The sequence below is a fragment of the Paenibacillus sp. LjRoot153 genome (assembly GCF_964253085.1).
Lineage (GTDB): Bacteria > Bacillota > Bacilli > Paenibacillales > NBRC-103111 > Paenibacillus_E.
Genome location: NZ_CAXUQH020000001.1, coordinates 4,224,853 through 4,239,014, shown reverse-complemented (window position 1 = coordinate 4,239,014; position 14,162 = coordinate 4,224,853). Strand labels below are relative to the sequence as shown.

At 44.1% G+C, this 14,162-nt stretch carries 14 protein-coding genes; 11 read left to right on the top strand and 3 right to left on the bottom strand.

What is annotated here, in order from left to right; translation table 11 throughout:
* Window positions 1–73 precede the first annotated feature (73 nt).
* From ACSQ8P_RS18185 to ACSQ8P_RS18175, 3 genes are read left to right on the top strand one after another with little or no spacing between them, the layout of a single operon-like run.
* Window positions 74–982, top strand: coding sequence for an ABC transporter permease (locus ACSQ8P_RS18185; protein ID WP_436236451.1), 909 nt, complete (start codon window positions 74–76; stop codon window positions 980–982).
* Between the two features lie 14 nt (window positions 983–996).
* Window positions 997–1,863 carry a carbohydrate ABC transporter permease gene (locus ACSQ8P_RS18180; RefSeq protein ID WP_436236450.1) on the top strand — a complete coding sequence of 289 codons (867 nt, stop codon included), beginning with the start codon at window positions 997–999 and terminating at the stop codon, window positions 1,861–1,863.
* Between the two features lie 16 nt (window positions 1,864–1,879).
* Window positions 1,880–2,890, top strand: coding sequence for a M14 family zinc carboxypeptidase (locus tag ACSQ8P_RS18175; protein WP_436236449.1), 1,011 nt, complete (start codon window positions 1,880–1,882; stop codon window positions 2,888–2,890).
* A 103-nt stretch (window positions 2,891–2,993) separates the two neighbouring features.
* Here the strand turns inward: ACSQ8P_RS18175 and ACSQ8P_RS18170 are convergent, their stop codons facing one another.
* Window positions 2,994–3,560 carry a helix-turn-helix domain-containing protein gene (locus ACSQ8P_RS18170; RefSeq protein ID WP_436236448.1) on the bottom strand — a complete coding sequence of 189 codons (567 nt, stop codon included), beginning with the start codon at window positions 3,558–3,560 and terminating at the stop codon, window positions 2,994–2,996.
* Between the two features lie 221 nt (window positions 3,561–3,781).
* On the opposite strand from ACSQ8P_RS18170, the gene tdh reads away from it, so the two are divergent.
* From tdh to ACSQ8P_RS18140, 6 genes are all read left to right on the top strand, one after another.
* The gene (tdh, locus tag ACSQ8P_RS18165; RefSeq protein WP_436236447.1) at window positions 3,782–4,876 is read left to right on the top strand and encodes an L-threonine 3-dehydrogenase; all 1,095 of its coding nucleotides are present in this window, start codon (window positions 3,782–3,784) and stop codon (window positions 4,874–4,876) included.
* The gene (locus ACSQ8P_RS18160; protein WP_436236446.1) at window positions 4,854–6,029 is read left to right on the top strand and encodes a glycine C-acetyltransferase; all 1,176 of its coding nucleotides are present in this window, start codon (window positions 4,854–4,856) and stop codon (window positions 6,027–6,029) included. Before tdh ends, ACSQ8P_RS18160 begins: the two co-directional genes overlap by 23 nt.
* A gap of 384 nt (window positions 6,030–6,413) precedes the next feature.
* Entirely contained in the window at window positions 6,414–7,130 is a 717-nt protein-coding gene (locus ACSQ8P_RS18155; RefSeq protein ID WP_436236445.1) for a DUF2294 domain-containing protein, read from the top strand.
* A gap of 146 nt (window positions 7,131–7,276) precedes the next feature.
* On the top strand, window positions 7,277–7,984 hold the full coding sequence (locus ACSQ8P_RS18150; protein ID WP_436236444.1) for a Na-translocating system protein MpsC family protein: 708 nt from the start codon (window positions 7,277–7,279) through the stop codon (window positions 7,982–7,984).
* Between the two features lie 124 nt (window positions 7,985–8,108).
* The gene (locus ACSQ8P_RS18145) at window positions 8,109–9,323 is read left to right on the top strand and encodes a PAS domain S-box protein (protein WP_436236443.1); all 1,215 of its coding nucleotides are present in this window, start codon (window positions 8,109–8,111) and stop codon (window positions 9,321–9,323) included.
* The gene (locus tag ACSQ8P_RS18140) at window positions 9,323–9,502 is read left to right on the top strand and encodes an ATP-binding protein (RefSeq protein ID WP_436239548.1); all 180 of its coding nucleotides are present in this window, start codon (window positions 9,323–9,325) and stop codon (window positions 9,500–9,502) included. Before ACSQ8P_RS18145 ends, ACSQ8P_RS18140 begins: the two co-directional genes overlap by 1 nt.
* Before the next feature lie 116 nt (window positions 9,503–9,618).
* On the opposite strand, the gene ACSQ8P_RS18135 is transcribed toward ACSQ8P_RS18140, so the two are convergent.
* The gene (locus tag ACSQ8P_RS18135) at window positions 9,619–10,662 is read right to left on the bottom strand and encodes a DUF3231 family protein (protein WP_436236442.1); all 1,044 of its coding nucleotides are present in this window, start codon (window positions 10,660–10,662) and stop codon (window positions 9,619–9,621) included.
* A 228-nt stretch (window positions 10,663–10,890) separates the two neighbouring features.
* On the opposite strand from ACSQ8P_RS18135, the gene ACSQ8P_RS18130 reads away from it, so the two are divergent.
* Entirely contained in the window at window positions 10,891–11,097 is a 207-nt protein-coding gene (locus tag ACSQ8P_RS18130) for a hypothetical protein (protein WP_436236441.1), read from the top strand.
* 106 nt (window positions 11,098–11,203) lie between these two features.
* On the opposite strand, the gene ACSQ8P_RS18125 is transcribed toward ACSQ8P_RS18130, so the two are convergent.
* Complete coding sequence (locus tag ACSQ8P_RS18125) at window positions 11,204–13,024, bottom strand: copper amine oxidase N-terminal domain-containing protein (RefSeq protein ID WP_436236440.1); 1,821 nt, start codon at window positions 13,022–13,024, stop codon at window positions 11,204–11,206.
* Window positions 13,025–13,357: 333 nt separating this feature from the next.
* Between ACSQ8P_RS18125 and ACSQ8P_RS18120 the strand changes: the two genes are divergently transcribed.
* Complete coding sequence (locus ACSQ8P_RS18120; protein WP_436236439.1) at window positions 13,358–13,852, top strand: hypothetical protein; 495 nt, start codon at window positions 13,358–13,360, stop codon at window positions 13,850–13,852.
* Window positions 13,853–14,162 lie beyond the last annotated feature (310 nt).

Sequence of the window (14,162 nt, the reverse complement as noted above, 5' to 3'; positions counted from 1 at the left end):
TGCTGCTAAATGCGAAGGCTGAATGTCAGTTAGCTTGACTTCAGCCTTCTCGCTTCAGGAAGGAGACTTGCCGTTGAAACCATCCATCTTCAGTCAAATGAGCCGAGACCGCACTTTTTTACTATTGCTGGCGCCTGTTCTTGTGTATTATATCCTGTTCAAATATGTCCCGATGTTCGGCATTGTCATTTCCTTCATGGACTACAATTTGTTTAAGGGAATCGCAGGGAGCGAGTGGGTCGGACTTAAGTATTACAAGTTATTTCTTGAAAATCGGGATGCCCTGGTCATCATCAAGAACACCGTTCTCTTAGGGGGGTATAAGCTTTTATTCGGATTTCCCGCACCTATTATTCTCGCCCTCATGCTAAACGAACTGCGAGGATCACATTACAAGCGATTTGTTCAGTCGGTGAGCTATCTGCCTTATTTTTTATCCACTGTCGTTGTATCCAGTATTATTGTGATGTTGTTGTCGCCAAGTTCTGGTTGGGTCAGCCACATGCTGCAAGGGTTCGGCATCCCACCGATCAACTTTTTGCAGGAATCCGAATGGTTTCGTACCATCTATGTAACCTCGGAAATATGGCAGCAAGTGGGATGGGGCTCTATTATTTTTCTGGCGGCGATTACGACGATTGATCCTCAGCAATATGAAGCGGCGAGAATGGATGGGGCGGGCAGGTTCAAGCAAATTTGGCATGTGACGCTGCCTGGCATGGCGACGACGATCGTCATCATGTTCATTTTACAAATCGGGCAAGTGCTCGAAATCGGCTTTGAAAAGGTGTTTCTGTTATCCAATGCAGCTACGTATGATACATCCGACATAATCTCCACATACGTCTATCGGATTGGTATTTTGCAAGGAGGCTTCAGCTATGGGACAGCCATTGATTTATTTATGGGTATCATTGGATTCATACTTGTCTACGCAAGCAATAAACTCAGCCGCAGATTCGGAGAAACTAGCCTATGGTAAGGGAGTGACGTTGTATGCTCAAGCGTAGAAGTTTTTTTGATATGGCCAACATCTTGCTGCTGGGAATCTTTGCTTGCACCATGCTGTTTCCCTTTCTTCACATGGCAGCAGTTTCTATAAGCTCCGGGGATAACGTGACGACGAATCAAATTAGCTTGTGGCCCAAAGGCATTAACTTTGACGCCTACACCGCCGTTCTTCGTGATGAGCGCATTCTTATCGGCTACAAAAATACGCTCATATATGTCGTGCTGGGAACCACACTTTCGCTGATCTTCACTACGATGGGAGCCTATTCCTTATCGAGAAGGAACCTCGTTTTTGGCAAATCGTTCATGCTGATGATTGTGTTTACAATGCTGTTCTCAGGTGGCTTAATTCCAACTTACCTGGTTGTACGCAGTTATGGGCTGCTGGATACCATATGGGCTATGGTGCTGCCCGGACTTGTGTCCTCCTGGTACTTAATCATCATGCGAACGTTTTTTCAAGGGATTCCAAAGGAACTTGAGGAGTCAGGAAAAATTGATGGGCTATCAGATCTTGGCATCCTGATCAATGTCGTTCTGCCACTTTCTAAGCCGGTTATCATGACGATCACGTTATTCTACGCGGTGCAAATTTGGGGCAATTTCTTCTACGCGCTGATCTTCATTCGAGATGCGGATCTGTTCCCACTACAGGTGACTATTCGGAATATCGTACTCGTCGGTCAAATGACGGATACAACCGTAATCTCGGCAATCGGCAATAAGCAAGTCGTGTTGGAGTCACTCAAATATGCCGTCATTTTGGTGGGCACATTGCCTATTCTGCTCGTCTATCCGTTTATTCAAAAGCATTTTGTCAAAGGCGCGATGATGGGGTCTGTTAAAGGGTAAGGGGAGGGGGGAGACGATGCCAAACGCGTTTTGGAAGAGTCAATTATCGGAGATTGAAGCTTGTGTACACAGTGTGAAGCGGGGAACCACAAGTGTGCTTACGGAATCGGCGGGTGGAAGAAGCATTTATACCGTTGCCTACGGCGAGAAGGAAAGTTTCGAGCGAAAAGCGAATTATAATTCAGCCTGCGGAGCGGGCAATCCGAAGCATTACGCGGATAAAACCAAGGGAAATAAGCCTGTGTTATTGCTGATCGGAGGCGTTCACGGAGGGGAGCTAGAGGGAATAGTGGCTGTTATGAACCTCATTCACCTCCTTGAAACCGGAACGGATTTCCGGGGGAAACGACATGATTACATTTTGGAAAATGCGTCTAAATTTCGGTTGCTTCTCATTCCGTGCATGAATCCAGATGGCCGAGCCCGCTTGCCGATCGATTCACTCATCGAAGTGCCATTTGAGCAGTCTGTGTATTACATGCAAGGAACTTGGAAAGACGGTTCGCTCTGTGGGTGGCCAGACTGCAAGGCTGTGCATCCGATTAAAGAGGCATCGGATTTTCTTGGTTCTTATTTTAACGATGATGGTGTGAATCTGATGCATGATAATTTCTTTGTCCCGATGGCGCAGGAAACCCGTGCGCTGCTAGAGCTCGCGGATGGGGAAGCGCCGGATCTGACCGTGCAGCTGCATGGGGGCGCGAATAACGCCAATCACTTTGTGGAAATTCACTATTTGCCCTATGTGGTCATGCAGAAGCAACAAGCGTTTAACCGGCAGCTTGGTGTTGCTTTTGCCAAACAGGGGTTGCCTTTTGCAGAACGAAATCAATTAGTGGTCGGCGAGGGGGCTGTCGCGCATCCTTCATTCAATCTGACCTCTGCCATTCATCATGTCTGCGGAGGCATGAGCATGACCTTTGAATCGAACATGGGGCTTGCGGCTCCAGGCGTGAAACTAACACCAGATGAGATTCTAGACAGCCACTTCGTTCTGTTTGAGGAAATGCTTAGGATTCAACAATAGGTCTAGGAGTTGTACACTTTGTGAGGAAAAAACCCACCGTATTTGTATTTGCGGTGGGTTTTTGATAGCTAGAGATGAAGAATTAACGCTCAAAAACGGAAATTTACGAAGGATACACAATGATCGTATGGTACATGGTTTTAATATCTTCAGTATTTCGGTACGTATGAGGTTGGTCGGCCGAGAAATGAATAGCATCGCCAACCGTCATCTGAAAAGTTTCTTGGTGAAACGTGACTTCGAGTCCGCCCTGCATCATAAGGATGTATTCCTCAACACCTTCATTGTGCGGCTCCGACGCGTGGCTGCAGCCGGGATCCATCTCGACGGTATAAATTTCAAATTGCTTCTTCTGGTCGAAAGGAATAAGCGGAAACGCTCGATAGTGGCCATCTTCCTCCATGAGTGGTTCCGTGTCGGAGAAGCGAAAATGCGTTACCTTAGGCTCCTCGTTTTCAATCAGCGATGTAAAAGAAATATGAAGGCCATTTACGATCTTCCAAAGGATCGAGATGGTCGGATTCGAGTCTCCGCGTTCGATTTGCCCCAACATTGCTTTGCTCACGCCGGTTAGCTCTGCCACTTGATCTAAGCTCAACGACCTCGCTTTACGAATCGTTTGCAGGCTTTTGCCGATTTTTTTATGAATCTGTTCGTGCTCTTGTTCCACTAATGGATCCTCCTGCCTACCTAACAAAAACGGTCGATTTTCTATTCCTCATTATAAACCAACCCTACCAATTGGCAAACGACTCCTAGAAAATTTTTAAATCGTAGGCGAATAAACTATATACAATATAACGCACGTGTGTATAATATGATGTATAAGGATTATATAGCGCACAAAAATACATTATAACGCATTATTTGGGCAGTTTGGAGGAATATGCGATGGGAACAATGATAGGGTTGGTCAAAATGCATCGAGCGCCGGGAGCCATGTTGAAGGAGTTGCCGATTCCACGCTGCGGACCAGATGAAGTGTTGGTCCGTGTGAAAGCGACTTCAATCTGCGGAACGGATGTGCACATTTACAAATGGGACTCTTGGGCAGAAAGCGCAGTCGTTACGCCGAATGTATTTGGTCATGAATTCGCTGGCATCGTCGAGAAGGTGGGCAGCGATGTGGAGAACGTGAAGCTTGGGGAGCATATCTCGGCCGAAGGGCACATGGTTTGCGGTGTCTGTAAAACTTGCCGTACTGGCAACGCCCACGTCTGTCCGAACACGCGCAGTTTCGGGATTACGACGCCTGGCTGCTTCGCGGAGTATGCGGTCGTGAAGGCAACTAACGTGATCCATAACCGCGCAGACATGCCTTACGAGATCGCTTGCTTGCAGGATCCGCTAGGCAATGCGGTGCAAACGGTGCTCTCCGGGGATATCGTCGGCAAATCGGTTGCCATCATCGGTGTAGGGCCGATCGGGCTGATGGCTGTCGCCGTTGCTAAGGCGAGCGGGGCAGGTTTGGTCATCGCGGCCGACGTGAATCCCTACCGGTTAAAGTTAGCCGAGCAGATGGGAGCAGACATCACAATCAACAGCACCAAAACTCCGCTTGCGGAAGCGCTTATGGCCGCTACCGGTGGAGAAGGTGCCGAGGTAGTGCTGGAGATGTCCGGCCATCCGGATGCAATTCGCGCCGGCTTCGAAGCTGCGGCGCCGGCTGCCCGATTATCCCTGCTCGGAATACCGAGCAAAGAGGTTTCGCTTGATTTATCCAAGCATATTATCTTCAAAGGGCTTCGGATAGAAGGAATAACTGGCCGCCGTATGTACAATACCTGGTATCAGCTGAAGGGGCTGATTGATCAGAAACGCATAGACCTGCGTCCCCTTGTTACACATACATTTACACTGGACCGTTTTGAGGAGGCCTTTGACCTGATGGCTTCTGGACTATGCGGCAAGGTGATATTCACACACGACAGGTTACCGCTGCGGCAGAGGGAGGAAATCGAATATGGCCAATTGGAGCTCACTTGAGCGTGAACTGGAACAATTGAAGAAGGAGGGGCGTTACCGTCCGATTTCTGTTTGGGAGACAGGCTCTGACACGTGGATGACCATCGGCGGTCGTCGCGTGCTGCAAATGTCTTCGAATAACTACTTGGGGCTGACGAATCATCCGGATTTGAAAAAGGCAGCCATCGAGGCGATCGAGCAATATGGTGTTGGCAGCGGGTCAGTACGAACGATAACCGGCACGCTGGACATTCATGACCAGTTGGAGCAAGAGTTGGCGGCTTTCAAAGGAACGGAAGCCGCTTTGGTATTCCAATCAGGCTTCACAACGAACCAAGGCGTGATGACGATTCTGGGGGCTGATGATGTCGTCATCAGCGATGAATTGAACCATGCCAGTATTATCGACGGCATCCGGCTGACAAAAGCGCAGCGTCGCATCTATGCGCATAAGAGTATGGACCAGCTCGAGGCGGTGCTACGCGAGTGCGGGTCGTTCGCGAAACGCGTCGTGGTAACCGACGGCGTGTTCAGCATGGACGGTGATATCGCACCGCTCCCGGCGATTGTAGAGCTGGCGGAGAAATATGACGCCATCGTGTTTGTCGACGACGCACATGCGAGCGGCGTGTTGGGACGCAACGGCAAAGGGTCCACTGACCACTTTGGGTTGAACGGACGCGTACACATTCAAGTAGGCACGTTGTCTAAAGCGGTTGGTGCGGTTGGTGGTTATGTAGCCGGAGACCAGTTGTTGAAGAATTTTTTAATCCAGAAAGCGCGCCCGTTTCTGTTCAGCACCTCTGCGCCGCCTTCGGTAGCCGCAACCTGCTTAGCCGCAATTCGCGTACTGAAGCAAAGCGAATCATTGATCAGCCAGTTATGGTCTAACGCGACATACTTCCGAACGAAGGTGCAGGTACTTGGTTTTGATACCGGCGCCAGCGAGACGCCAATCGTGCCCGTCATCATCGGCGATCCGGCGAAGACGATGTTGTTCTCGGATTTGCTGCTGCAGCAAGGCGTGTTCGCTCAAGGCATCGTTTTCCCGACGGTCGCGATGGATAAAGGTCGCGTGCGATTCATTGTCACGGCGAAACATACGTTAGAAGATCTGGATTTCGCTATTGGTGCGTTGGATAAAGCTGGAAAGAAGCTTGGGCTTTTGACATAGCTGATGGCACGCTTAAACCGCCCCTTATCGCTTAAAACGCTATGGGGAGGTTTTTAGTTTTGGAACCTAGGGATGGTTATACCCCCCACAATAAATAGTAAAAGTGAATCAGGATAATGTCATAGGCAAGAAACGAATGGTTGTTTTATTCGGTAAAAGTTATTACAATAAAAATCAGGGTAGAAGACATAATGCTTTTGCCTAAAGTTATCAAAGGTGTTCTCATATTCCGAATATTGCAATTTGGCATGAATGAACCAGAGACAGCGCTGGACATAAGCCTAAATACAAGTTGTTCCTGACAACTTCTATTTAGGCTTTTTTTGATTTCGTAAATACTACACTACATCAAGGTAAAAGATGCATGCTTTACCTAAATCGAGGATGGATTTTTTGGATAAGAACGATAAACAAGCTCAAAATGAAATTGCAAGTTACGTAGGCAGATTACTAAGAGAAGCTTTTGGAAAAGGTCCTCAGTCTGTGTTTGTTAGCATCAGCCGCCCTTATATTGTCATTTATTTACGGAATTTTTTGTCGCCAACGGAGAAAATACTTCTTAGGCAGGATCAGCTTCTTTCCATTCAGCATACTAGAGACCTGGTGATGAGATCGTTAATCCCGGAAATAAAAGCCTACTTACTCATTCATACCGATATGAAGATTTGTGAGTTTTATTATGACTGGGCGCTTCACAATCAATCAGGCGTATTTGTTGGGATTGGATCAAATGACGACTGCAATCTTGCGGCAAGTGTACAAAAGGGGTACGTAGGAAAAGAGGCACTTCATCAAGAAATTGATCAGATCAGTCATCAGATTCAAAAGAGTCCTGAGGAAATCTATTCCTGCATGATTAATGAAAGAACACTCCTCGTTGTCCGTCAGGGCATACTGATTAGCATCGGGAAAGAGTTCATTCGACTTGGATTTGAGGAAAGTTTAAAAATAGCGGAGCGCAATCTTGAAAAAAGATATCTACATAGCAATAACACACATTTTCAGAACATATTAAACTCAAAAGTTATAGATGTTTTTGCCGACTGGGATTTTCATCTGGATAAAAGCATCATTGTATTCATTTTAAATCCAAGTCAATAAACCCTGAGGAGCGATTTTTTTAAATAAGGGATAGAATGGGTTAAAAAGGAAAATAATACATCGAGATTTTAGACGTTGTTTTATTTAATAAAAGTATTTAAAATTAACATAGGGTGAAAGACAGTACGCTTTTGCCTATACCGAGGATGAATGATTTGAATACGACCGAGAAACAGACACATAACGAAATTGCAGGCCATGTTGGCAGATTGCTTCGAGAAGCTTTCGGTAAAGGTCTGGAATCTATTTTCGTGAGTATTAATCGCCCGTTCGTTGTTATCTATTTGCGCAGCTTCTTATCGCCGACAGAGAAGATACTTCTTAAGCAGGACCAGATTTTCTCCATTCAAAATACGAGAGACCTCGTAATGAAATCGTTAATCCCTGAAATAAAAGCCTATTTGCTTTTACTTGCAGGCATGCAGATTCAGGAGTTTTATTATGATTGGGGATTACATAATCATTCGGGTGTATTGGTAGGAATTGAACCGGGTGAAAATCGGTTACAAACTGGTTTGCAGGAAAGTTATACCGGTAAAGAAGAGCTTCATAAGGAAATTGATGCGATTAGTTGCCAAGTGCAAAAGAGACCGGATGAGCTGTACTCCTGCATGATCAATGAAAGAACGCTTATTGTCATTCGGAACGGTATCCTGATCAGCATAGAGAAAGAATTAATTCGGATCGGCCACGAAGAGAGTTTAAAGCTGGCCAAACGTAACCTGGAAAAAAGCCATTTGCATAGCAACGGTCATTTTGCCGACATGTTGAAATCGAAAGTGATTGATGTTTTTGTGGATTGGGATTTTCATCTTGACAAAAGCGTCATCGCATTTATTTTAAATTCAAGTTGATAGTATGGCGGTAATGAGCCAGAGAAGGAGCTGGACATAAGCCTAAATAAAAGTTGCGAAAGCACCTTTTATTTAGGCTTTTTTGAATTGCTTGCAATCACTTTTTGCGAAATGAGGAGAGCATATGGGTGATATTCCTGAACAGCTTAAAGTTTTAGATCGAGTCACAGATGCATTTTTTGCAGTTAATAACGATTGGTTACTTACATACATGAACAACGAAGCGTCTAGACTTCTGTTCCGTGCGCAAACGGACATCATCGGAAAAAGTCTATTGAATGAATTTCCAGAAGGCGTAAATTTGTCATTCTATGCACACTTTCACAAAGCATTTAATGAACAAGTGACAGTGGAATTTGAAAGCTACGTTCCTCCTTTAGAAAAGTGGTTTGATGTGAGAGCCTATCCATCCTCCAATGGTCTTTCGATATACTTTAAGGATATTACTTGCAAGAAGAGTGTCTTGCTACGAAAGGAACAACATTACGAGTCTCTTTTTAAATATAACCCCGATGCTGTGTTTTCTTTGGATCTAAATGGGAATTACCTCAGCGTTAATCCAGCCACGGAGCGTTTGTTGGGATATCGCGAAGATGAGCTTCTAAACATGACGTTTGTTCCGCTCATCCCATCTGAAGAATTGGATAAGACGATGAAATTTTTTGAGGAAGCAGCCAAGGGCATCACACAGCATTACGAGACGAGGGCTTACCATAAAAACGGGAAGATCCTCGATCTTAAAGTCACGAATATGCCAATCATTGTGAATAATGAACCTGTCGGGGTATATGGGGTTGCGCGAGACATCACACAGGAAAATAAAAATGAAGTGCTGTTATTGGAGTCTGAAAAACTAAGGGCCGTTGGACAGCTTGCCGCTTCAATTGCCCATGAAATCAGGAATCCGCTTACATCTCTCAAAGGGTTCGTGCAGCTTATCGAAAATAAGGTACCGGGGGTTCATACAGAATATTTTAAAATTATGATGGAAGAATTGGGTAGGATAGAACTCATTACGAGTGAATTGCTGTTCTTAGCCAAGCCGCAAGCCCAGGAATTTAAAAGTGAACAGGTGAATAAAATCATTCAGGATGTCGTGCTTCTCCTTGGCTCACAGGCTTTAATCCACAGAATTGAAATCAAAACCGAAAACCTGGCATGCTTGCCTGCCATGCTATGCATTGGGCAGCAGTTAAAGCAAGTTTTTATTAATATCATCAAAAATGCGATGGAAGCTATGCCGGGAGGCGGGGTCATCCAAATCATCGCATCCATGCCAAGTGCATCGCTTATGTTGATCCAGGTCATTGACCAAGGAATAGGGATTCCAAGGAGTTAATTGCCAAAATTGGCTCTCCCTTTTATACAACGAAAGAGAATGGGACCGGTCTTGGCATGATGACAACAATCAAAATTATCCAATCCCACGGCGGGAACGTAAACATTTCTAGCATTGAAGGACAGGGGACTACGATTGAGGTATACTTGCCAGTTGTTTCGCCGGTGCCGCGGTTATGAGGCTGCCGGCAGAATGAGAGGAGAGAAGGCCCAATACGATCTTTTCCTGTTATTTTGTCGGGTGATTAGAACGCCCTTCGGTAATGATGGTTTGGATCAGAATAATAGCGCCGTTATTAACGGCCCCTTACAGTCGCTATCTTATCTCTATCAACAGCAAAAGGTGGTTGCTCCATCCATCCGTTCTCAATCAAAATTTTCGCTGCATCTTCAACAAATGATGAGATTTTCATTAATGACTTTGCATATAGGACTCCCATATCATGTCTTCCGTTTACAGCCGCAGAATTTCCAAACGCTCTAATTTTCATTGAAAACATGTCAATCTTATGAAATAACATTATTTTATCTGAAAATGGAGAAAACGTTGATGTTGTAACCAGATGGTCAAGAAATGATGGTGAAGGTAGATTTTCATTATGTAGTTTTTCCATATATTGTTCAATGCTTTTATGAGTTAGATCCTTACCTTCTATAAACAATTTTCGAATCTTTTCCGATTTTACTACTTGGCTAAATGCCATGATTAATGCTTTGCTTGTTGTATTGTTTTCAATATTATCATACAAATGGGCAATTTCTAATGCGTGTAAAGGACGTACATGTCCCAAAAAACCATTTAAAAAACCTTGATGAACAAATTCCACTTTATCTGGAACTGGAATAATAGGTGGTTTAATGATTAATCCTTTATTCAATAATAAATCGTTGATTTGTCCCATCAAAGCCATGGTGGAATCCATACAATAAATAAAAAACTCCTTTACATCTTTCCTATAAACAAGTGGTACGGCTACGTTATAAATACTCATTCCTGCTTTACATACATATTTCAAGTAATGTACATAGTATACATCTTCAAACAAACGAGGAGCACCAAGGTTAACGTCTTCTTCTGAAAAACCATTAGGAATTGGGAAGTTTTCTTTCAAAAAAATATCTTTCGTAGTTTTCATGAACTCTTCGCATAAATTTAATGCATTCTCTAATAAAGTTTTGATCTCTTCGTCTTCAACGTGTTGAAGGTAATAGCTTAATATACATGTTGACATGCTGTTTCCCATATATGTTGCCCAAAGTTTACCCATTTCTGCTGATGTTAGTTTTTCACTGATATTCGATTTAGTTGAACCAAGCTGAATGGGTTTAATTGTTTTCACGATGATAACTCCCTAATTAAATTTTGATTAGTATTTTCCTCCATTTGAAATCATATTCCGAACGGCAATATTGAAATTTGACTGGAGTAATAGCCAGCGGGTAGAAATGTTCGTAGGATAGTTGATATAAAAATTCTAAAAAAACCACACATAAAACTGAAAAATACTCATTAATATGTAATTCAATTACATGATATTTTTTAGGATAACGAATAAGGTGTGGATAAGATGAAGATGCCGTTTGAAGTACCAGAAAAGAAACAAATTCGCGTTATCATTAATTCGGATGCTAAATGTGAGGCCGATGATCAATATGCAATCGTACACGCAATTTTATCTCCACGTCTGCAAATTAAAGGATTAATCGGAGCACATTTCGGTACACGAAGTGCAACAGTTGCGGAAGAGTCCTATCAAGAAATCCTACATGTTTAGCTGATTATTGTACTTGGATTAAGCTCAGACACATATCACAAAGAGCAGATCGCCAAGGCATCTGCTCTTTGATTTTGCTGGCAAGTGGTGCATAACTCTCGGGTGTTTATGGAATCTTGACTTCAAGTTCGCTTAGATATTTGGACGTATTTACGCCGTTAGGCTCACGAAATTCGATTTCAACAGAATTGGAATAAGCACCGCCATGGCTAATTGGCAGAGGCATCGGAGCGTATCCTTCGGGCATCCATCGAGCCGTTGCCTTGTACTTGCCGATCGGAATTTCATCAATACCTCCGCCGCCAATAACCGGGCCGCCACGTTTAATGATCGTTTGTCCAGTGCTGCCATCAAGAAGGGGACCAACGGGTGTAAGTGTCACTTCCAGATCGCTCAAATCGAATTCTGGCATCGAGTCATCGGAAGATGTGAAAAATGGATAAATATAGATTTGTCCGTTAAAATTCGTCCAAGTAAAATTCCGAACCCCGCCTTTGCTTCCCGTTAATGGAACTTCATTATCCGATTCCAGATGGAATTTGTATTTTTTACCGTTAAATGATTTAGTGATATCAGCTGACATCGACCAGGAAGTCGCAAGCTGTGGCAGTTCAATTTCGTAGTGACCATTCTCATCGGTTACACCAATGATATTGCTGTCGTACAACAACGTGTTATCGGCATACACAACGATGTCAGGGAGCGGGTGACCCTGTATGTCGCGCACATATCCTTTAGCTAAATAAGGTTCAGCGGTTTCTTTTGGGAAATCCGGAATCGGTGCTGGTACGGGAGTTGGTACTGGTACTGGTACAGGTGTTGGTTCGGGTGTTGAACTTGTGTCCGTGGGTTCTTCAATTCGGATTGTTGCGGTAGTTCCATCGCTCGCATAAGTGACTTGATACCCACTGTTTTCCGCAACAAATCGGAGCGGTACCATGGTGTGATTGTCAATGATTTGTGCTGGTATGGTCAAGCTGACATCTTTACCGTTCACTTTGGCTGTGGAACTGTTCATCGTGAGTTCGATGGTTAGTCCATTTTTCGTCCCAATCGCTTTTTGTGTAGTTCCGTTATCGACCCAATTCACAGAGAAACCAAGGGATTCAAATAGCTTGCGAAATGGAACAAGCGTAGATCCGTCTTTGATAATCGGTTTGGCGTCTTCAAATTGGAGCTCTTGACCCAACAGCCATACGTGAATCGTCGGACCTTGTGTTGGAGCAGGTACCGGCGGAGTGGAAGGGTTCGGGCTAGGAATTGGTGTTGGTATCGTCGGTGCCGGTGTTGGACTCGGACTTGGCGTTGTGGTAGGTGATGGCGTTGAAGTGGATGATGTTCCACCACTCGTCATTGGCTTTTTATACTTAATTGGTTTTGAAACGACTGTACCTTCGGGAGTCTCAATCTCAAGCACATAAGATTGCGTTTCTTTGATTGTGCCGTTGTTGCTGGCGTACAAATCAAACGTTAAGTTGCCTTCAAATTCGCCAACAGGCTCTTTCACATCTTTGCGGAAGCCTGGATTGATGATTTCACTTTCATGGGTGGTCCCGCTAGGTGTAACCACGGTTTTATCCTGCACAATCCCCAACAACCAACCTGTCGTGACGCGGTTTGTTCGCCATACGCCTTGATAGTTATCCTTGCCGTAATCATCGGTTGACCGCAAAACAACAGACTTAATCATGGTTTTATTAGCGAGGTTCAGCAGCAATTTAAAGTGGCCGTCCTTATTTCCCTCTGGGGTAAAATCTGCAGCACCAACGACATCCGTTGCGGTATCCAACAGGCTGAATTCTTTAATCTCAACCCCTGTCGGCACAGTTTCGCCAAAAGCGGCTGCGATCCCTCCAAACGCGATTACACCAGCCAGCACTGAGCTTAACGCAGCAGAGTGGATGATTGTTTTACTTTTTTTTGTCATGATAACGTTCCTCCCAAACTTGAATTTGCTTATGGCATTATCTTACAATGCCTGCAATTCACTTTCCTAGAGACATCGCTGGGAAAAGTTTGGGAAAGCTTTGGGAGTCGGTCGGGAAGGTTTGGGAAAAAGGCTGCTTAAAAGATTGGGAACAAAGTGAAAATAACACAACGGAGCGCCGCGGGTTTGCGGGCTCCATTGTATTATTTTCCCCCTGATCCTACGGCCAAGTTATATTCCCATTTAAGCAAGCACCTTCAATACGTTAACATACATACACTGTAATAACTTAGAATACATTACATTAAGCAGCGTTGTTGAGGAGGGGTAGCGTTGAGATATACAGTGCAATATATACCTCTATGTAAGATTAAGCAGGAAAGCACCACCACTAAGTCCTCACCTCGTAAGAAGGAGTTAAAAAAAGTTGCACAGGACCTTATGCAATTATTAATCGTGCAAAAAAGCAAGAAAGATGGCGGCTATATCATACAAGACGGACATCATCATTTCGCTTTCCTCAAAAAGCATACCAATAAAAATCGGGCTGTGTGTATCGTAGATGAAAGCAAGATTTCAGCCAACTTTGGAAATCTTGTTAATCGATTTCGAAAACGACAACTGCCTTATGAAGTTCCTTACCTCAAACCAAACCGTTTTGAAATCAACAGTTGGACAATTATTCGAAATTTTTTAAAGCAAGAACCACGTTTTCGCATGCTATCCCGAAGACAGCAATTGAAGGTAATTCGGCTTGGTATTCAATATAGGAAAACAACGGTGCAATCTATGCAAGCAAAAGTAGAAGACATTTTAAAAAGACTCTAATGCAGTTTGATTTAAAGTTCATGGATATGAAAGCGAAATAACCAGAGAGCAGATTGCCGCCGTGGTAACTGCTCTCTTTTCCATTCGATTAATCACAATCCAACGGCAGCCGGCACACGATCGGCTGCCGTGGCTTGCTAAAGAGTCTTCTCTGCAAATGCAGGAAGGTTTTTTTTGTTTATATCGACAAAAATAAAAAAATGGTCAATCAATAATAACGGGGCAGGTTAACGATTGAAACGATCGAATCTATTATGATAAAGAGTTTCAATTTTATAAGGGCTAGACCCGTTCATTCCCTCCCATCAAA